The sequence below is a fragment of the Rhizobium sp. AQ_MP genome (assembly GCF_014237835.1).
Classification (GTDB): Bacteria; Pseudomonadota; Alphaproteobacteria; order Rhizobiales; family Rhizobiaceae; genus Allorhizobium.
This window is the reverse complement of sequence record NZ_JACJVI010000003.1, coordinates 62502-81274: the sequence shown is the minus strand read 5'-3', so window position 1 is coordinate 81274 and position 18773 is coordinate 62502. Positions and strand designations below refer to the sequence as shown.

Annotated in this window: 17 protein-coding genes; 7 read left to right on the top strand and 10 right to left on the bottom strand. The window is 58.9% G+C overall.

The features are described from left to right. Nucleotides 1-48: 48 nt before the first annotated feature. The 3 genes from H6M51_RS06125 to H6M51_RS06115 are packed head-to-tail and all read left to right on the top strand — an operon-like array spanning nucleotide 49 to nucleotide 1068. Entirely contained in the window at nucleotides 49-255 is a 207-nt protein-coding gene (locus H6M51_RS06125; RefSeq protein WP_185809013.1) for a DUF1674 domain-containing protein, read from the top strand. Next, nucleotides 194-754: a thermonuclease family protein gene (locus H6M51_RS06120; RefSeq protein WP_348644410.1), complete on the top strand. Its 561-nt coding sequence runs from the start codon at nucleotides 194-196 to the stop codon at nucleotides 752-754. Before H6M51_RS06125 ends, H6M51_RS06120 begins: the two co-directional genes overlap by 62 nt. 35 nt (nucleotides 755-789) lie before the next feature. Next, entirely contained in the window at nucleotides 790-1068 is a 279-nt protein-coding gene (locus tag H6M51_RS06115) for an excalibur calcium-binding domain-containing protein (RefSeq protein ID WP_348644408.1), read from the top strand. A gap of 42 nt (nucleotides 1069-1110) precedes the next feature. On the opposite strand, the gene acs is transcribed toward H6M51_RS06115, so the two are convergent. Beyond that, nucleotides 1111-3063: an acetate--CoA ligase gene (gene acs, locus H6M51_RS06110; protein ID WP_185809011.1), complete on the bottom strand. Its 1953-nt coding sequence runs from the start codon at nucleotides 3061-3063 to the stop codon at nucleotides 1111-1113. 233 nt (nucleotides 3064-3296) lie between these two features. Here acs and H6M51_RS06105 point away from each other — a divergent pair, with 233 nt between their 5' ends. Further along, a complete protein-coding gene (locus H6M51_RS06105) occupies nucleotides 3297-3998 on the top strand; it encodes a DUF1013 domain-containing protein (RefSeq protein WP_185809010.1) in 702 nt (233 codons plus the stop codon). 70 nt (nucleotides 3999-4068) lie between these two features. Here H6M51_RS06105 and H6M51_RS06100 read toward each other — a convergent pair whose 3' ends face one another. Both H6M51_RS06100 and H6M51_RS06095 read right to left on the bottom strand, forming a co-directional pair. Continuing rightward, nucleotides 4069-6006, bottom strand: a complete 1938-nt coding sequence (locus H6M51_RS06100; RefSeq protein WP_185809009.1) for a propionyl-CoA synthetase — start codon at nucleotides 6004-6006, stop codon at nucleotides 4069-4071. Between the two features lie 111 nt (nucleotides 6007-6117). Beyond that, nucleotides 6118-6777: a YggS family pyridoxal phosphate-dependent enzyme gene (locus H6M51_RS06095; protein WP_185809008.1), complete on the bottom strand. Its 660-nt coding sequence runs from the start codon at nucleotides 6775-6777 to the stop codon at nucleotides 6118-6120. A gap of 193 nt (nucleotides 6778-6970) precedes the next feature. Between H6M51_RS06095 and leuS the strand changes: the two genes are divergently transcribed. From leuS to holA, 3 genes are read left to right on the top strand one after another with little or no spacing between them, the layout of a single operon-like run. After that, nucleotides 6971-9592, top strand: a complete 2622-nt coding sequence (gene leuS, locus H6M51_RS06090; protein ID WP_185809007.1) for a leucine--tRNA ligase — start codon at nucleotides 6971-6973, stop codon at nucleotides 9590-9592. Beyond that, on the top strand, nucleotides 9582-10097 hold the full coding sequence (locus tag H6M51_RS06085) for a hypothetical protein (RefSeq protein ID WP_185809006.1): 516 nt from the start codon (nucleotides 9582-9584) through the stop codon (nucleotides 10095-10097). Before leuS ends, H6M51_RS06085 begins: the two co-directional genes overlap by 11 nt. Nucleotides 10098-10106: 9 nt before the next feature. Next, nucleotides 10107-11153, top strand: coding sequence for a DNA polymerase III subunit delta (holA, locus tag H6M51_RS06080; RefSeq protein ID WP_185809005.1), 1047 nt, complete (start codon nucleotides 10107-10109; stop codon nucleotides 11151-11153). Here holA and H6M51_RS06075 read toward each other — a convergent pair whose 3' ends face one another. The 7 genes from H6M51_RS06075 to hemJ form a co-directional block, all read right to left on the bottom strand. Beyond that, entirely contained in the window at nucleotides 11154-12035 is an 882-nt protein-coding gene (locus H6M51_RS06075) for a ParB/RepB/Spo0J family partition protein (protein WP_185809004.1), read from the bottom strand. Nucleotides 12036-12056: 21 nt separating this feature from the next. Then, complete coding sequence (locus H6M51_RS06070) at nucleotides 12057-12851, bottom strand: ParA family protein (protein WP_185809003.1); 795 nt, start codon at nucleotides 12849-12851, stop codon at nucleotides 12057-12059. Between the two features lie 15 nt (nucleotides 12852-12866). Further along, nucleotides 12867-13490, bottom strand: coding sequence for a 16S rRNA (guanine(527)-N(7))-methyltransferase RsmG (gene rsmG, locus H6M51_RS06065; RefSeq protein ID WP_185809002.1), 624 nt, complete (start codon nucleotides 13488-13490; stop codon nucleotides 12867-12869). Nucleotides 13491-13500: 10 nt separating this feature from the next. Continuing rightward, the gene (mnmG, locus tag H6M51_RS06060; RefSeq protein ID WP_185809001.1) at nucleotides 13501-15372 is read right to left on the bottom strand and encodes a tRNA uridine-5-carboxymethylaminomethyl(34) synthesis enzyme MnmG; all 1872 of its coding nucleotides are present in this window, start codon (nucleotides 15370-15372) and stop codon (nucleotides 13501-13503) included. A 28-nt stretch (nucleotides 15373-15400) separates the two neighbouring features. After that, on the bottom strand, nucleotides 15401-16726 hold the full coding sequence (gene mnmE, locus H6M51_RS06055) for a tRNA uridine-5-carboxymethylaminomethyl(34) synthesis GTPase MnmE (RefSeq protein ID WP_185809000.1): 1326 nt from the start codon (nucleotides 16724-16726) through the stop codon (nucleotides 15401-15403). Between the two features lie 51 nt (nucleotides 16727-16777). Continuing rightward, the gene (rho, locus tag H6M51_RS06050; protein WP_185808999.1) at nucleotides 16778-18043 is read right to left on the bottom strand and encodes a transcription termination factor Rho; all 1266 of its coding nucleotides are present in this window, start codon (nucleotides 18041-18043) and stop codon (nucleotides 16778-16780) included. A gap of 193 nt (nucleotides 18044-18236) precedes the next feature. Then, nucleotides 18237-18773 carry a protoporphyrinogen oxidase HemJ gene (gene hemJ / locus H6M51_RS06045; protein WP_185808998.1) on the bottom strand — a complete coding sequence of 179 codons (537 nt, stop codon included), beginning with the start codon at nucleotides 18771-18773 and terminating at the stop codon, nucleotides 18237-18239.

The window sequence follows — 18773 nt, the reverse complement described above, 5'->3', positions numbered from 1 at the left end:
AATTTCAATGTTGGAGTTGGAAATGCCGTCTCAGCGAAGGACGATGTGATGTCAGAAGATCGTGAAGCCGAAGTCAGTGTGGACGAACAGCCACGCGAACTCAGCCCGGCCGCGAAACGGGCACTCGCCGAGGCCGAGGAGCGACGCCGGAAGGAAGCAGCGCCTGAGATGCCGCCGGAAATCGGGGGACGCGGTGGTGCAGATCCTGCCCGCTTTGGCGATTGGGAGATCAAGGGTCGAGCAATCGACTTTTGAGGAAAGATTCCCCATTGATTGCCCCGCGATATCGGAATATGTTCCTATTATGTTCCGGATCTATTGCGCCGCTGTGACCATTTTCCTGTCTGCCGTGTCTGCTGTTGCAGGCAGCCGGCTGATAGACGGCCCTGTCGCGGCAGAGCTCATCAAGATTATCGACGGTGACACGGTGCTGGTCGAGGCCATGCCCTGGCCCGATCACAAGGTGAGCACCTATGTGCGCCTGCGCGGCATCGATGCACCCGAGCTTCGGTCGAAATGCCCCGCCTTCCGCAAGGCGGCGCAAGAGGCAAAGAGTGAACTGGCAAGCCTGATGGACGGTGAGCGGATGGTGCAGCTAACCGATATCTCCGGGGACAAGTATTTCGGCCGCGTGGTCGCCGATCTTACCCTGCCAGACGGTACGCGACCGGCGGATCGTCTATTGGAGGCGGGCTTGGCTGAGCGATACGCGGGAAAGCAGAAGATCAGACGAACTTGCCCTGGCAGATTGTAGGGCGTTTGTAGACAGCTGCCGGCAGATGCGGCTTGATGCTACGCATGTTGATTCGCCAGATTTCTATCTTCCGCTGGTCATGTTCGCTTATTTTGCTTCTTTTCGCGCAGGCAGAACCGCTCGCGCATGCACAGACAACCTCATTCGAAGTGGCAGCGCGCTCTTGCAAGCAAGTGTCGAGTTGTGAGGAAGCCGTTGTCCTGTGGTGCAGTGGATACCGTCGCGCCGATGGCGATAACGACGGCATACCTTGCGAGAACGTCTGCTCGACAGTAGATCAGGTCAACGAGATCCGCCGTGCGATCGGATGTTGAGGCAGCCGGGAGCTATAGGGAGCTCCCGGCCTACGTTTTCAGTTAGGCGCTCTTATTCTGTCGGTTAGCGATCAGATCATCCACGACAGCCGGATCGGCGAGCGTCGAGGTATCACCAAGCGCGCCGAAATCATCCTCGGCGATCTTGCGAAGGATACGGCGCATGATCTTGCCCGAGCGGGTCTTCGGCAGGCCGGGCGCGAACTGGATCTTGTCCGGTGTGGCGATCGGGCCGATTTCCGTACGGACATGCTTCACCAGGTCGGCACGCAACGCATCATTGCCCTCGTGCCCCGACATCAGGGTGACATAGCAATAGATGCCCTGGCCCTTGATGGTGTGCGGGTAACCCACGACAGCCGCTTCGGAGACGAGGTGGTGGGAGACCAGCGCTGACTCGACTTCGGCCGTTCCCAGACGGTGACCGGAGACGTTCAAAACGTCGTCCACGCGACCCGTGATCCAGTAATAGCCGTCTTCATCGCGCCGGCAGCCGTCACCCGTGAAGTACTTGCCCTTGTAGGTCGAGAAGTAGGTCTGCACATAACGGTCATGATCGCCATAGACGGAGCGTGCCTGACCCGGCCAGCTGTCGGTAATGCAGAGATTGCCGTCGGTTGCGCCTTCCAGAACATTGCCTTCGTTGTCGACAAGCTCAGGCTTGATGCCAAAGAACGGTCGGGTCGCGGATCCGGGTTTCAGCGCCGTGGCGCCGGGCAGCGGCGTGATCATGATGCCGCCCGTTTCCGTCTGCCACCAGGTATCGACAACAGGCGATTTTTGCTCGCCGACGACGTTGTAATACCATTCCCAGGCTTCCGGATTGATCGGCTCGCCGACAGAGCCGAGAAGACGGAGCGACGAACGATCCGAGCGCTTGACGAAATCGTCCCCCGCACCCATCAGCGAACGGATCGCGGTCGGTGCGGTGTAGAAGATGTTGACCTTGTGCTTTTCGATCACTTCCCAGAAGCGGCCTTGGTCAGGGAAGGTCGGGATACCCTCGAACATCAGGGTCGTCGCGCAGTTCGAAAGTGGTCCGTATACGATGTAGGAGTGACCGGTGACCCAGCCGACATCGGCCGTGCACCAGTATACGTCGCCATCGTGATAATCGAACACATATTCATGCGTCATCGAGGCATAGACGAGGTAACCACCCGTGGTGTGCATGACACCCTTCGGCTTGCCCGTCGAACCCGAGGTGTAGAGAATGAACAGCGGATCTTCTGCCTTCATCTTCACCGGCGGGCAGTCTGCCTTGACCGTGTGCACTTCCTGGTGATGCCAGATGTCGCGGCCCGGCGCCCAGCCGATCTTGCCGCCCGTACGGCGCACGACGAGAACCTTGTTGACGATGACATACTGCTTGGCGGCGATGTCGATCGCAATATCGGTGTTTTCCTTGAGCGGTACCGGCTTGCCGCCGCGCACGCCCTCGTCGCAGGTGATCACGAAGGTCGATTCGCAGTCGACGATACGGCCGGCGAGCGCTTCCGGCGAGAAGCCGCCGAAGACGACCGAATGGATGGCACCGATACGGGCACAGGCGAGCATTGCATAGGCCGCCTCCGGAATCATCGGCATGTAGATGGTGACGCGATCGCCCTTCTTGACGCCGTGCTTCTTCAAGACATTCGCCATGCGGCAAACATGCTCGTAGAGCTCGTTGTAGGTGATCTTCTTGTCGATATAGGGGTTGTCGCCTTCCCAGATGATGGCGGTCTGCTCGCCATGCGTCTTCCGGTGACGATCGATACAGTTGTAGGAGACGTTGGTGAGGCCGTCTTCGAACCACTTGATCGGGACCTTGCCCTTGAAGGACGTGTTCTTGACCTTCGTATACGGCTTGAACCAGTCGATACGCTTTCCGTGCTTGCCCCAGAATTTTTCCGGATCCTCGACGCTCTCCTGATACCATTTCTGGTACTTGTCATCGTCGATCAGGGCGCGGGTTTTTGCAGATTTCAGCACCGGATAGGTTTTGGCTGACATGAACTCCTCCTCATGTTGACGGGCCACTACTGGCGACCAGGACCGTCCTCCCCGGCCTATCGCCGACATTCATAGCAGGTGCAACATGGCCAGCAATTAGACAAAGGTCATTCGTGACTTCGCGAATTGCAATTTCGTTACATAATCGCTATAAGGACGCCGAATTCCCGGAAATAGTGGTTTAAACCCACGGCCCGCGACAACCGGCGCGGACCCTCAGAAGGATTGTATCCATGGCCCAGACACTGCTCATGCCGAAGGCGACTGCCGTATGGCTCGTCGACAACACCGCTCTGTCATTCGACCAGATCGCGCAGTTCTGCAAGCTGCACCCGCTCGAGGTGAAGGCGATTGCGGACGGCGAAGCAGCCCAGGGCATCAAGGGTCTGGACCCGATCGCAACCGGCCAGCTCTCGCGTGACGAAATCGCTCGCGCCGAAAAGGACGTGAACTACAAGCTGAAAATTTCCGAGCCGAAAGTTCGCGTTCCCGACAACAAGCGCCGCGGCCCGCGCTACACGCCGGTCTCCAAGCGTCAGGATCGCCCGAACGCCATTCTCTGGCTGGTTCGCAACCATCCGGAACTGAAGGACGCCCAGATTTCCCGTCTCGTCGGCACGACAAAGTCGACGATCGAACAGATCCGCGAGCGCACGCACTGGAACTCGGCCAACCTGACGCCGATGGACCCGGTCACACTCGGCCTCTGCAGCCAGATCGATCTCGACCTGGAAGTGGAAAAGGCATCGAAGGGCCGTCCGCTTCCGACCGCAGCCGAACTCGGCGCAACGCTCCAGTCGGCCAGCGAGACCGAAAACCTCGGCTTCGGCTACGACCGCGAGGAAGAGAAGGAAATCGACGCCAACGCCGTCTTCGCCAAGCTGCAGTCGCTGAAGTCCGACCGCCGCAACGACGACGAAGACGATCAGTACTGATCGCTTTCGCAACGGATTGAGCCCCGGCAGCCCATGGCAGCCGGGGTTTTTTATTGCCCGCAATTCTGGTTCACGCGCTGGCGGCGGCCTTTGTCACGACCGGAACCTGGCCATGCGCCTGCAGCACGGCGGTGATTTCATCAAGGATCGCCGGATCGTCGATCGTCGCCGGCATCTTCCAGGGCAGACCATCGGCTATCTTCTGCATGGTCCCACGCAGGATCTTGCCTGACCGCGTTTTCGGCAAACGATCGACCATCAGCACCATCTTGAAGGCGGCAACCGGCCCGATCTCATCCCGCACAAGCTGGACGACTTCCTTCGAGATGAGAGCATGGTCGCGATGCACGTTCTTCTTTAACACCAGGAAGCCGCAGGGGATCTGCCCCTTCAGGTCGTCGGCGATGCCGATGACCGCACATTCCGCGACATCCGGATGCATGGCGCAGACCTCTTCCATCGCACCGGTGGAGAGACGATGACCGGCACAATTGATGATGTCGTCCGTGCGGGCCATGACGAAGACATAGCCGTCCTCGTCGATGATCCCGGCATCGGCAGTCTTGTAGTAGCCCGGGAATTCTTCGAGGCACGAGCTCCGGAAGCGATCGTCAGCATTCCAGAAAGTCACCAGGCAGCCGGGGGGCAGGGGAAGCTTGGCCACGATATTGCCAAGCGTGCCGGGGGCGACCGGGTGGCCGGCATCGTCGAGGACTTCAAGCGCATAGCCCGGCATGGCCTTGGTCGGTGAGCCATGTTTCACGGGAAGCAGACCGAGCCCTGCGGGATTGGCGGCGATCGCCCAGCCCGTCTCAGTCTGCCACCAGTGGTCGATAACAGGGATCTTCAGAATCCGCTCCGCCCATTTCAGCGTCTCCGGATCGGCCCGCTCGCCGGCCAGGAACAGAGCGCGAAGCCCAGAGATGTCATAGCGTGCAACATGCTCGCCGTCGGGATCGTCACGACGGATCGCGCGGAAGGCCGTTGGCGCTGTGAACAGGGCTTTGACATCATGATCGCTGACGACGCGCCAGAAAGTCCCGGCATCCGGCGTGCCAACCGGCTTTCCTTCGAAAACCACGGTGGCATTGCCGGCCAGAAGCGGCCCGTAGACGATATAGGAGTGACCGACCACCCAGCCGATATCCGAGGCCGCCCAGAAGACTTCCCCGGGTTTCACGCCATAGATGTTCTTCATGGTCCAGTTGAGCGCGACCATGTGTCCGCCATTGTCGCGCACCACGCCCTTCGGCTGGCCGGTGGTACCGGATGTGTAGAGAACATAGAGCGGGTCGGTTGCGGCCACCGGCACGCAATCGACAGACGAGCCATTGATCTTTTCCTGCTCGATCGCCTGGGCGAGATCGACATCGCCGTGTTCGTAGCGCAGCGGTGCATGATACTGGTCGCGCTGCAGTATCAGGCAGTAGTTCGGCTTCACCTTGGCCATGTCGATCGCCTGATCGAGCAACGGCTTGTAGGGAACGATGCGGCCCGGTTCGAGACCGCAGCTGGCGCCGATGACCACTTTCGCGCCGGAATCATCGATGCGGGTCGCCAGTTCATGCGCGGCAAAACCTCCGAAGACCACGGAATGCACGGCACCGATACGTGCGCAGGCGAGCATGGAAAACACGGCTTCCGGGATCATCGGCATGTAGATGATGACGCGGTCACCCTTGCCGACACCGTGATTGCGCAAAACGGCCGCAATCGCAGAGACTTCGGTCAGGACCTGATCATAGCTGTATCGCGCCGTCTGACCGGTCATTGGACTGTCGTAGATGACGGCCGTCTCAGCACCACGCCCGGCTTCAATATGCCGGTCGATACAGTTGTAGCAGGTATTGGTCTCGCCACCGGCAAACCACCGGCCATAGGTGCCCTGAGACGGATCGAAGACGCTCTCGGGTGGCTTGAACCAGTGGATGTCTTTCGCCGCAGCCTCCCAGAAGCCCTCGGGGTTCGCCTTCCAGGAATCATAGATGTCCTGATAGCTCTCGCGCATGTCGATCCTCCCATGACAACGCTTGAGGCTTTCGCCTTTACCGCCATTTTAGGATCGACGAAGGGAGGAGGAAAGAGAGACCAAAGCGCTATGCCGAAGGTCTAAGGCAAATTAACGTGTGCCAAAAATGGCGGAGCCGACGCGCACGCTCGTTGCCCCGAAGCCGATGGCCGTCTCGAAATCGCCGGACATACCCATCGAGAGCTTCGACAGTCCATTTTCCCCAGCGAGTTTGGCAAGCAGGGCAAAGTGCGGCCCCGGGTTTTCATCGACCGGCGGAATGCACATCAGGCCTTCAACATGCATCGCAAGTACATCCCGGCAGAGCGCGACGAACGACGCAACGTCATCGGGCGCAATGCCGGCCTTCTGAGGCTCGAGACCGGTATTGACCTGGATGTAGAAGCGGATCGACCGGTCCTGCCGCTTCGTTTCCTCTGCAAGCGCCCGGGCGATCTTCTCACGATCGACCGTTTCGATGACATCGAAAAGGGCCACCGCATCTGCTGCCTTGTTGGATTGAAGCGGGCCGATGAGGTGCAGTTCGAGATCCGGGGTTTCCGCCTTCAGATCGGGCCATTTCCCCTGGGCCTCCTGGACACGGTTTTCGCCGAACACACGCTGCCCAGCGACGATCGTCGGACGGATATGCTCGGCATCGAAGGTCTTGGAAACCGCAACAAGCGAAATCGAATCCGGCTTACGACCGGCTTCCTGCGCTGCACTTGCGATCTTGTCCCGGACGTCCTGAAGCCGCTCTACAACCGACATGCCCAATCCTCGTTTTCATCTGGCTGATATCTGGCGTGACCAGATCTTTCGGCAAGGGGTTAATATCAGGCTCGGAGGTTGGCAAGCGCTTGCCCGGAAAGCCCACCCGAATGCCTCAAAAACTTGACGCTTGGCCGGTTTCATGATGAAGGTCGGCCCTCTCTTTTTGATGCTATTCCCGGAAATGCGATCCATGGCTACCGAACGTTACAATCCGCGCGACGCCGAGCCCCGTTGGCAGGCGAAATGGTCTGAAGACAAGGTCTTCGAGACCGACAATGCCGATCCGCGCGAGAAATACTACGTGCTTGAGATGTTCCCGTACCCCTCGGGCCGCATCCACATGGGCCATGTCCGCAACTACGCCATGGGCGATGTCGTCGCGCGTTACAAGCGCGCCCGCGGCTACAACGTGCTGCATCCCATGGGTTGGGACGCCTTCGGCATGCCGGCCGAAAATGCCGCCATGAAGAACAAGGTCCACCCCAAGGCCTGGACCTACGAAAACATCGCAACCATGCGCGGCCAGCTGAAATCCATGGGCCTGTCGCTCGACTGGTCGCGCGAATTCGCGACCTGCGACGTCGACTACTACCATCGTCAGCAGCATCTCTTCCTGGATTTCCTGGAAAAGGGCCTGGTCTATCGCAAGAACTCCAAGGTCAACTGGGATCCGGAAGACATGACCGTGCTCGCCAACGAGCAGGTCATCGATGGCCGCGGCTGGCGCTCGGGCGCTCTGGTCGAACAGCGCGAACTGACCCAGTGGTTCTTCAAGATTACCGATTTCAGCCAGGACCTGCTCGACGCCCTCGACGAGCTCGATAACTGGCCGGAAAAGGTCCGGCTGATGCAGAAGAACTGGATCGGTCGCTCGGAAGGCATGTTGGTCCGCTGGGAGGTTGCCTCCGGCAGCGAAGCCGGCGAAGTGACCGTCTACACCACCCGTCCCGATACCCTGTTTGGTGCCTCCTTCCTGGCGATCGCTGCCGATCACCCCTTGGCCAAGGAAGCGGCTTCCCGTGACGCGGCTGTTGACGCCTTCTGCCAGGAATGCCGGCATGCCGGCACGTCCTTGGCGGCGCTCGAAACCGCCGAAAAGAAGGGTATCGACACCGGTATTCGTGTGAAGCACCCGCTCGACCCGAGCTGGGAGCTGCCGGTCTATGTCGCGAACTTCGTCCTGATGGATTACGGCACGGGCGCGATCTTCGGCTGCCCCTCCGGCGACCAACGCGACCTGGATTTCGCCCGCAAATATGATCTGCCCGTCGTCCCGGTCGTCATGCCCAGGGATAGCGACGCCGCAAGCTTTGCGATCGGCGAGACAGCCTTCACCGATGACGGCGTAATGATCAATTCGCGGTTCCTGAATGGGCTCTCGACAACGGAAGCCTTCGAGGAAGTCGCCAACCGTCTGTCGTCGCAGCAGCTGAACGGCGGACCTCAGGGCGAACGCAAGGTGAATTTCCGTCTGCGTGACTGGGGTATTTCCCGTCAGCGCTATTGGGGCTGCCCGATCCCGGTCATCCATTGCGATGACTGCGGTGTCGTACCCGTCCCGAAGAAGGACCTGCCGGTCAAGCTTCCCGACGATGTCACCTTCGACAAGCCGGGCAATCCGCTCGACCGCCATCCCAGCTGGCGCCATGTCGCTTGCCCCCACTGCGGCAAGGATGCCCGTCGCGAGACGGACACCATGGATACCTTTGTCGATTCAAGCTGGTACTTCGCCCGCTTCACCGCACCTTGGGAAGACAATCCGACGGATCCCACGGTTGCCAATCGCTGGCTGCCGGTCGACCAGTATATCGGCGGCATCGAGCATGCGATCCTGCATCTGCTCTATTCGCGCTTCTTCACCCGCGCCATGCGCGAGACCGGGCATCTGGATCTGAAGGAGCCCTTCAAGGGCCTCTTCACCCAGGGCATGGTCGTGCATGAAACCTACAGCATCGGCGAGGGCCTGGAGCGTGAATGGGTGGCACCCGCAGACCTGCGCATTGAGGAAACGGACGGAACTCGCCGCGCTTTCCTGCTGAGCAATGGTCGGGAAGCCAAGATTGGCTCGATCGAGAAGATGTCGAAGTCGAAGAAGAACGTCGTCGATCCCGATGACATCATCGGCTCTTACGGCGCCGACACCGCTCGCTTCTTCGTTCTCTCCGACTCACCGCCGGACCGTGACGTCATCTGGTCGGAATCGGGTGTCGAAGGCGCCCATCGCTTCGTCCAGCGCGTCTGGCGCCTGGTTTCGGAAGCAGCCGACAGACTGAAGTCCGTTCAACCGAAGCCGGCTAAGGAAGGCGAGGGGCTCCCCGTTTCGCAGATTGCCCACAAGACGCTCAGGGCTGTTCAGGGCGACCTGGACAAGCTCGCCTTCAACAAGGCGATTGCGCGCATCTACGAACTGGTCAATGCACTCGCGGCACCGCTGACCAATGTCGCGACTGGGCAGGGTGACGCTGCCTATGTCGCCGCCGTCCGCAATGCCGCCGAGATCCTCGTGCAGCTGATCGCGCCGATGACACCGCATCTGGCCGAAGAATGCTGGTCAGTCCTCGGCAATCAAGGTCTTGTCGCCAGGGCATCCTGGCCGCAATTCGACGAAGGCCTCGTTGCTGAAAACGAAATTGTCCTGCCTGTTCAGATCAACGGCAAGAAGCGCGCCGAATTGACAATCGCACGCGACGCAGACCAGAATGCAGTCCAGGAGGCCGTACTGGCTCTCGACGCCGTCCAGGCCGCCCTCGGCGGTCAGGCTCCGAAGAAGATCATCGTTGTCCCGCTAAGGATCGTGAATATTGTCCTCTGAACTCAAGCCTTCCACGGTGCTTCGGCGCTCGCTACTGATTGGTGCGGCTCTGCTTCTGGCGGGCTGCCAGGCACGCCCGCTGTATCAGGATGCCAATGGTGAAACGCGCGGCGCTCTTGCCGCGATCGCCTATTCGGAAGCCAGCAGCCGGGTTGGGCTGGAGACGCGCAATCGTCTGATTTTCTTGACGAGCGGTGGTGCCGAATCAAAGACGCCGGAGTATCGCGTTGACCTGGCCGTCAGCGGCGCTGTTGAAGGCATCTTGCTTGATGACACGTCGGATACAGCCAATGCCGGCCGTGCCGTCGTCACCGGCACCTATACGCTGAAGCGAATTTCCGACGACACCGTCGTCAAGACGGGTCGCCGCTCGGCGGTTGCGCTCTTCGACTACCCGCGTCAGGAATTCGCAAAGCTCCGCGCCGCGCGCGACGCTGAAACACGCGCCGCCCTGGAACTCGCAGAGCTCATCTACGCCGATCTTGCCATGGCTCTCGGTCGCTGATTTGCGGCCATGGTAGACGTCAAGTCGCACGAGTTTGAGGGTTTCCTGGCCAAATCGGCCAGGCACTACCGCATCTTCGTTGTTTATGGGCCCGACCGCGGCCTTGTCGCCGAGCGAGCAGGAGCCATCGCCGGCGCAACCGGCGTTGATCTCCATGATGGTTTCGCCCTGATCCGGCTGGATGTCTCCGACATTCAGTCCGATCCCGGCCGTCTGGTCGATGAAGTCAACGCCTTTGGCCTGTTTGGTGGGGAGAAGCTGATTTGGGTTCGCGGTGCCGCCAATGAGAAGCAGCTGGTCGATGGGCTCTCCCATCTCGCTGCCAATCCGCCCGAGGGCAGCTATCTCCTGATCGAAGCGGGAGACCTGAAGAAGGGATCAGCGCTTCGGAAGGTGGCCGAGGGTGAGCGCAGCATCGCTTGCATCGCCTGCTACCAGGATGATGCCCGTGCCCTGAACGCATTGATCGACACCGAACTCTCGGCCGCCAACCTGAGGATCACCCCGGCAGGCCGTGAACTGCTGGTGGAATCGATCGGCGGCGACCGCATTGCGTCGCGAAACGAAATCCAGAAGCTTGTGCTCTATTGCATGAAGGATGACCTGATCGACGAGCGCCACGTTCTGGAGATCGTCGGTGATGCAAGCGCAGTGTCGACCGACGAAGTTGTTGACGCAGTCCTTTCAGGTGACCCGGACGGCTTTCTCCACGCCATCCAGAAGGTCATTGCGTCGAAAACCGCTGTCTTTCTTGTCCTGCAGGGCACGATGAAACAGATCCAGCTGCTGGAAACCATGCGCCTGGACATGGAAGAGCGTCAGCAGCAGGCTGCGCAGGTCATGCAGACGCTGGGGCGTGGCATCCATTTCAAGCGGAAGCCGATCATCGAAAAAGCGTTACGGAACTGGAACAGTCTCGATCTCGGGCGTGAGAGTGCGCGGCTGAATGCAGCCATTCTGCAGAGCAGGCAAAATGCACCCCTGGAAGATAATCTGGCGATCCAGACCTTGCTGGCAACGACACTGCAGTCCGCCAGGCGCAATCGACGAGGCTGATCAACGCGCTTCGAGAAGCCGGCAGATCTCTTCGAGTTGGTCCAGCGTCTTGTAATTGATCTTCAGCTGACCACCGCCACCCTTGTGGTTGATCGAGACCGAAAGACCAAGACGATCCGACAGGCTGCGCTCCAGCGCTATGGTGTCCGAATCTTTCGCTTCGCGGGGTTCGGCAAGGGCAGGCGCCTGTTGAGCCTTGATGTGGTTCTGCGCGAGCTTCTCCGCGTCGCGAACCGATAGCCCCTTCTGGGCAATCGTCTTGGCGAGCGCGACAGGGTCCGGCGTTGACACCAGCGCACGGGCGTGACCGGCCGAGAGACTGCCATCCGCCAGCATGTCCCGGACCGGGTCGGGAAGTTTCAGCAGTCGGAGACTGTTTGCCACATGGCTGCGGCTCTTGCCGATGATTTCGCCCAGGTCATTCTGGGTATAGCCGTGCTCCGCGATCAGCTGCTCGTAACCGAGCGCTTCTTCGAGCGGGTTGAGATCGGCGCGCTGGACGTTTTCAACGATCGCCAGCTCAAGCGCCGTCCGATCATCAACGTCGCGGACGATGACAGGGATCTCGACCAGGCCCGCAAGCTGGGCGGCACGCCAGCGACGCTCACCGGCAATGATTTCATAGCGATCGCTGCCAATGGTGCGTACGACGACCGGCTGCACGATCCCGTGCTGGCGAATGGAACCAGCGAGGTCCTGAAGTTCTGCCTCATCGAAATACCGGCGGGGGTTTTTCGGACTGCGCGCGACGAATTCGATTGGGACAGTACGGTCGGCACTGATCGCAGGACGCGTCTCGCCGACGGGTACCGGCTGATCCATCTCGCCGATCAGCGCTGCAAGTCCACGCCCCAGGCGCCGTTTCGATACGTCTTCGCTCATACTCACACCTTTGTACGAAGATTAGGCTGCTTTGCGCTGCCGCTCGCGCTGAATGACCTCGGACGCCAGCTGCAGATAGGCCTGACTGCCGGCGCATTTCAGGTCATAAAGGATAGCCGGCTTACCATAGGACGGTGCCTCGGATACGCGGACGTTGCGTGGAATGAGGGTCGCATAGACCTTCTCGCCGAGATGTTCGCGGACGTCGCTGACCACCTGCTGCGCCAGATTGTTGCGCGAGTCGAACATTGTCAGCACGATACCCTGGATATCCAGGGTTGGATTCACGCTCTGTCGAACCTGATTGATCGTTTCCAGCAACTGGCTGAGACCCTCCAGTGCAAAAAACTCGCACTGCAGCGGCACGAGGACCGAATGGGCCGCCGCCATCGCATTCATTGTTAAAAGATTGAAGGAAGGCGGGCAATCCAAGAGCACATAGCTATAAGCGCGTGCATCATCAAGATTGAGGGCCTTCTTGAGGCGGAACACGCGATCTGCCTGCTGCGAGATCTCCATTTCGAACCCGAGCAGATCCATCGTCGACGGCACGATCGAGAGATTCGGCACGGCCGTTTCAAGCGCGGCCTCGCTGATCGAATTTGCACCGATCAGCACATCATACGACGACAAACGCCGGTCCCGCCGGTCAATGCCGAGGCCTGTACTGGCGTTTCCCTGCGGATCAAGATCAACGATCAACACGCGCTCACCGATAGCCGCCAGCGCTGTAGCGAGGTTGATCGCAGTCGTTGTTTTGCCCACGCCGCCCTTCTGATTGGCGATGGTGATGATGCGGTTCTTTTCGAGACTCATTTGGCACCCGAAGCGTTAAGCCCTGCGCGTGAGAGAGGAGATCTCCAGGATAACGGAATCCGGCTCGACAACGCTTTGATGTTTTACCAGATCGAAGTCCCAGCGACCACGCGCTTTATCGATTTCCTGCTGGTAATCCCGACCTTTGTGGAAGATCAATCTGAGTTCTGGATTGGCAAGTGCCCAGGGATGGGCATAGGCGAACAAAAGATCGAGTTCGGCGAGCGCACGTGCCGAGATGAAGTCCGGTGGGGCCAGCGTCTTCGCCGCATCTTCGATCCGCAGAGGGTGAACGGATGCCCGAGCACCAATCTCGGTAATCGCCGTCCGTAGAAAGCCGCACTTTTTGTTGTTGCTTTCAACCAGATCGACCCAGCCGGCCTGGTCCTCAATCAGGGTGATGGCGGTGATGATCCCTGGAAATCCCCCGCCGCTCCCGAGATCAATCCATCGACCAGGAGTCGGCACAATGTTTCGGAGTTGCAACGAGTCTGCGATATGGCGCGTCCAGAGCTGTTCGACCGTCGATGGAGCAATCAAATTGATTCTTGCGGCCCATTTCAGGAAAAGGTTGGCGAACCGATCAAGGCGCTCCTGCGTTTCACGTGAAACATCGATTCCATAGGGAACGCTTTTCATTCTTTGCATATCAGGATGCCAACTTATTGATTTGGTTCTTGCGTAGATGCGCGACAAGTAAGGCGACAGCCGCCGGCGTCATACCTTCAAGCCGGCTTGCCTGGGCAATATTGCGTGGCTTGTTGGCGACCAGCTTGATCTTCAGCTCATTCGAGAGACCCGATAGGGCAGAATAGTCGAAATCATCGGGAATGACGCGCTCTTCTTCAGCACGCAACCCTTCAATATCCGCCGACTGTCGCTCGAGATAGACATGGTACAGACAATCGATCTCAACGGCAGTTGCGATCTTCGCATCAACCGACTTCAGTTCGGGCCAGACCTGGCGCACCTGATCCCAGCCGATGTCCGGATAGGACAGAATCTCCCGAGCCGTGCGACGACGACCATCCTGATTGATGGTTGCTCCGGCGAGCGCCATCTCATTGGGTGACGCAGTCAGCGATCCAAGTTGTTCGTAAAGGGCTTCGCGCTGGGCCCGATAGGCCTCAAACTTTTCGGCCCGTTCCGAAGACACGCAACCTAGCTCGATACCATACGGCGTCAGCCGCATATCGGCATTGTCAGCACGCAATGACAGTCGATACTCGGCGCGGGAGGTGAACATCCTATAGGGCTCCGCCACGCCACGCGATGTCAGATCATCGATCATCACCCCGATGTAGGAATCCGTACGGCTGAAGGAGAATCCGCTTCGGCCGGCTGCGAGCCGGGCCGCATTGATCCCAGCCAGCAAGCCTTGAGCGCCCGCCTCTTCATAACCTGTAGTGCCATTGATCTGACCAGCCAGATACAAGCCCCTAACGCCTTTGACCGCCAGGGACAGATCGAGCTGCTGCGGATCAACAAAATCATACTCAATCGCATAACCAGGCTGCAGGATACGGACATTCTCGAGCCCCGGAATAGAGCGAATGAACTGCTCCTGGACATCCTCGGGCAGGGAAGTCGAGATTCCGTTTGGATAGATGGTATCATCATCAAGCCCTTCGGGCTCCAGAAAAATCTGATGTCCATCACGATCGCCGAAACGATTGATCTTGTCCTCGATCGAGGGGCAATATCGCGGTCCGACACCTTCGATCTGGCCGGAATACATGGCCGATCGATGAATGTTTTCGCGGATGATCCGATGGGTTTCAGCCGTCGTGCGCGTGATGCCGCAAGCAATCTGCGGCGTCGTCACGGATTCCGTCATGAATGAGAAGGGAATGGGGTTCTCATCCGCCTCCTGGACTTCCAGATCCTCCCAACGAATGGTCTTGCGGTCCAGCCGCGCCGGAGTGCCGGTCTTAAGCCGACCCAACTTCAGGCCGAGTGCTGCGAGATCCTCGCTCAAGCCCAGCGCCGGGGCCTCACCGACACGGCCAGCAGCAAGCTTCTTGTCCCCGATATGGATCAAACCATTGAGAAACGTACCCGTTGTCAGCACAACCGCGGCTGAACGAAGCTCCAGGCCGTTTGACAGGATCACGCCGTTTATTTCGGTAGAGTCACGAACGAAGCGGACCACACCACCTTCAATAATCTCAAGGTTCGGAGTTTCCGCGAGCAGACGCTGGACAGCCAGGCGATAGAGCTTGCGATCAGCCTGCGTACGCGGGCCCCACACTGCTGGGCCCTTTTTGCGGTTCAACATGCGGAACTGAATGCCGCCTTCGTCAGCAGCGCGACCCATGATGCCATCGAGTGCATCGATTTCGCGAACGAGATGGCCTTTGCCCAGGCCGCCAATGGCCGGATTACAAGACATGACGCCGATCGTTTCGGCCTTGTGTGTCACGAGCGCGGTTCTAACGCCCATGCGTGCCGATGCGGCAGCCGCTTCGGTACCGGCATGACCGCCGCCAACAACAATTACATCGAAATGTCTCTCAGACATGATCGCGGTACAGCCTGTTTCACGTGAATCACTTGCCGACACAGAATTCGGAGAAGATCTTACCCAAAAGCGTTTCGGTATCGATTCGACCGGTCACTCTCGCCAGTTCGACGGATGCCAATCGCAACTCTTCGGCTCGGATCTCAAGTGGCAACAACGCGCCCTCAAGCGCAGATGCGAGATATTGCGACGCCAAACGAAGGCGCTCTGCATGCCTCATACGGCTTGGAATTGCAAGGCTCTCAACCTGAGTATGACTTCTGACCGCATCCAGCAGCCGCTCCCGAAGCAGTTCGAGACCTTCCCCCGTGGCAGAAGACACATGGAGGTCATAGGCTTCCTCCGTGGGAATATCACGCATGAGGTCGACTTTCGTCCCGATACGCAGAGCCGGTCGCTCGAAATCCATCAACTCTGCATCGGAATTCTCGGACAGGTCGACCAGATGCAAAATGAGGTCCGCATCATTGATCGTCCGGAATGCCCGCCGGATTCCCTCCCGCTCGACCAGATCTTCGGTCTCCCTGAGGCCAGCTGTATCAAAGAGTTCAAACTTGTAGCCGTCAATATCCAGTTCGCAGCGAACCACGTCACGCGTCGTGCCAGCGATCGGGGTAACGATGGCCACATCGCGCTGCGCCAGCGCATTCATCAAGCTTGATTTGCCTGCATTCGGCAGCCCGGCCAGCGCCACCTTGAACCCGTCGCGGATGATCTCACCCGCCCTAAGATTGCCGATTGCGCGGTCCAGCTGGACCTTGAGTTCTGCGACATCGGCCCAAACGCGATCTGATAGAGAACCAGGAATGTCACCTTCGTCGCTGAAGTCCAGCTCCGCCTCAAGCATCGAGCGAACGAAAATCAGCTTTTCGCGCCATTCATCGTAAACGGCGGAGAGATGACCGTTGGCCTGCTCCCCCGCAAGCCTTCTCTGCATTTCAGTCTCGGCGCTGAGCAAGTCAGCGAGACCTTCAACCTCGACGAGATCCATCTTGCCGTTTTCGAATGCCCGTCTCGAGAACTCGCCAGCTTCCGCCAGTCGAACACCATTGAATCCGGCTAATGATCGCAGCGCTGCGTTCACGACTGCACGGCCACCATGCAGATGGAGCTCGACACAATCTTCGCCCGTAAAGGAATTGGGTCCTGGGAAAACGAGAACCAGACCACGATCAAGGAACTCGCCATCAGCCGCCCGGATCGTCCGCAGCGAAGCCATGCGCGGCTCCGGCAGCGATCCAATCATCTGACGGACGGCATCGAAGCAGGCCGGACCGCTCACTCTGATAACGGCAACGCCGGCGGGCAAGCCGCCGGACGCAAGAGCACAAATCGTATCGGATCGCGCTGTCACGAGATCACCCACAGGCAAAGCCTGAGGCTGCCGGTCGGAACCGGCACCGCATCAGGTGTTCATCGAGTCGAAGAAGTCGCCGTTGTTCTTCGTCTGCTTGAGCTTGTCGATCAGGAATTCGATCGCATCCGTGGTACCCATCGGTGCGAGAATGCGGCGCAGGACGAAAATCTTCTGGAGATCCTGGCGCGGAACCAGCAGGTCTTCCTTACGCGTACCGGACTTGAGGATATCCATGGCCGGGAAGATACGCTTGTCGGCAACCTTGCGGTCGAGCACGATTTCCGAGTTACCCGTACCCTTGAACTCTTCGAAAATGACTTCGTCCATGCGGCTGCCGGTATCGATCAGCGCCGTAGCGATGATCGTCAGCGAGCCACCTTCTTCGATGTTACGTGCAGCACCGAAGAAACGCTTCGGGCGCTGCAGGGCGTTTGCATCAACACCGCCGGTCAGAACCTTACCCGATGAAGGCACAACCGTGTTGTAGGCGCGACCGAGGCGGGTGATCGAGTCCAAGAGGATGACGACATCACGGCCATGCTCGACGAGGCGCTTTGCCTTCTCGATGACCATTTCTGCGACCTGAACGTGGCGCACGGCCGGTTCGTCGAAGGTCGACGACACGACCTCGCCGCGCACCGAGCGCTGCATGTCGGTCACTTCTTCCGGACGTTCATCAATCAAGAGAACGATCAGATAACATTCCGGGTGGTTCGCCGTGATCGAATGAGCAATGTTCTGCAGGAGAACGGTCTTACCAGTTCTCGGCGGAGCAACGATCAGTCCGCGCTGGCCCTTGCCGAGCGGGGCGACCAGATCGATCACGCGGGCAGACAGATCCTTCGACGTGGGAACATCGAGTTCCATCTTGAACCGCTCGTTTGGATAGAGCGGCGTCAGGTTGTCGAAGTGGACCTTGTGGCGGATCTTTTCCGGATCCTCGAAATTGATCGTGTTGACCTTCAGAAGCGCGAAGTAGCGTTCGCCTTCCTTCGGGCCGCGGATCGGACCTTCAACGGTATCGCCTGTTTTCAGCGAGAAACGGCGGATCTGAGAAGGGGAAATGTAGATATCGTCAGGGCCTGGCAGGTAGTTGGCATTCGCCGAGCGAAGAAAACCGAAACCATCCTGAAGTACTTCAACGACGCCTTCACCGATGATCTCTACATCCTGGCTCGCAAGCATCTTCAGGATCGCAAACATCAGCTCCTGCTTGCGCATCGTGCTCGCGTTTTCGACTTCGAGCGATTCGGCAAAAGTCAGGAGATCGGTCGGCGATTTGCTTTTGAGTTCTTGTAGCTTCATTTCAGCCATGAAGAGGGACCACGTCAGATAGATTTTTCAAGGGGAGCGGCGAGCTGGTGGAATTCGGTACGATCGCGAAGGCCGCAAATGACTGAATATTACGCAAGCCAAAAGAGGAAGTGGCGCGAAAATAGCGACTCGCGGATTCGACCGCAAGCGAAAAGCCCGTGCGCATGAAAATAATGCGTGATGAGCAGAGAGCTCAGAAAGGCTTCACCACCGCAAGCACGACGATCAGGATCATCAACAGCGTCGGTGCTTCGTTCATCATCCGCCAATAGCGAGGTGTACGAATGTACTCGCCACGGCCGAAAGACTTCACCGCCTTGGAGAAATAGCCGTGAACGCCGGAAAGGGCGATGACGGCTGCGATTTTTGCATGCAGCCAGCCGCCCTGAAAGTCTAAGACCTGCCAGGCGAGATAGAGGCCAAGCACCCAGGACACGACCATGGCGGGGTTCATGATCACCTTCATCAGCCGAGCTTCCATCACCGCAAAGGTTTTCGCCTGCTGCGAGGAGGGGTCACAGTCTGAGTGATAGATGAAAAGCCGCGGCAGATAGAGCATGCCGGCCATCCACGAGATGATGGCAATCACGTGCAACGCCTTGATCCAGGGATAGGCCTGGTCCGGTCCTGCCAGCATGATCCCGCCGCCAATCGCTGCAAAGAATACGAGCGCCGTGGCTGCCTTCCTGGCAGCCTGGGCTCCCGGCTTCGCATCAATCTGCTTTTCCAT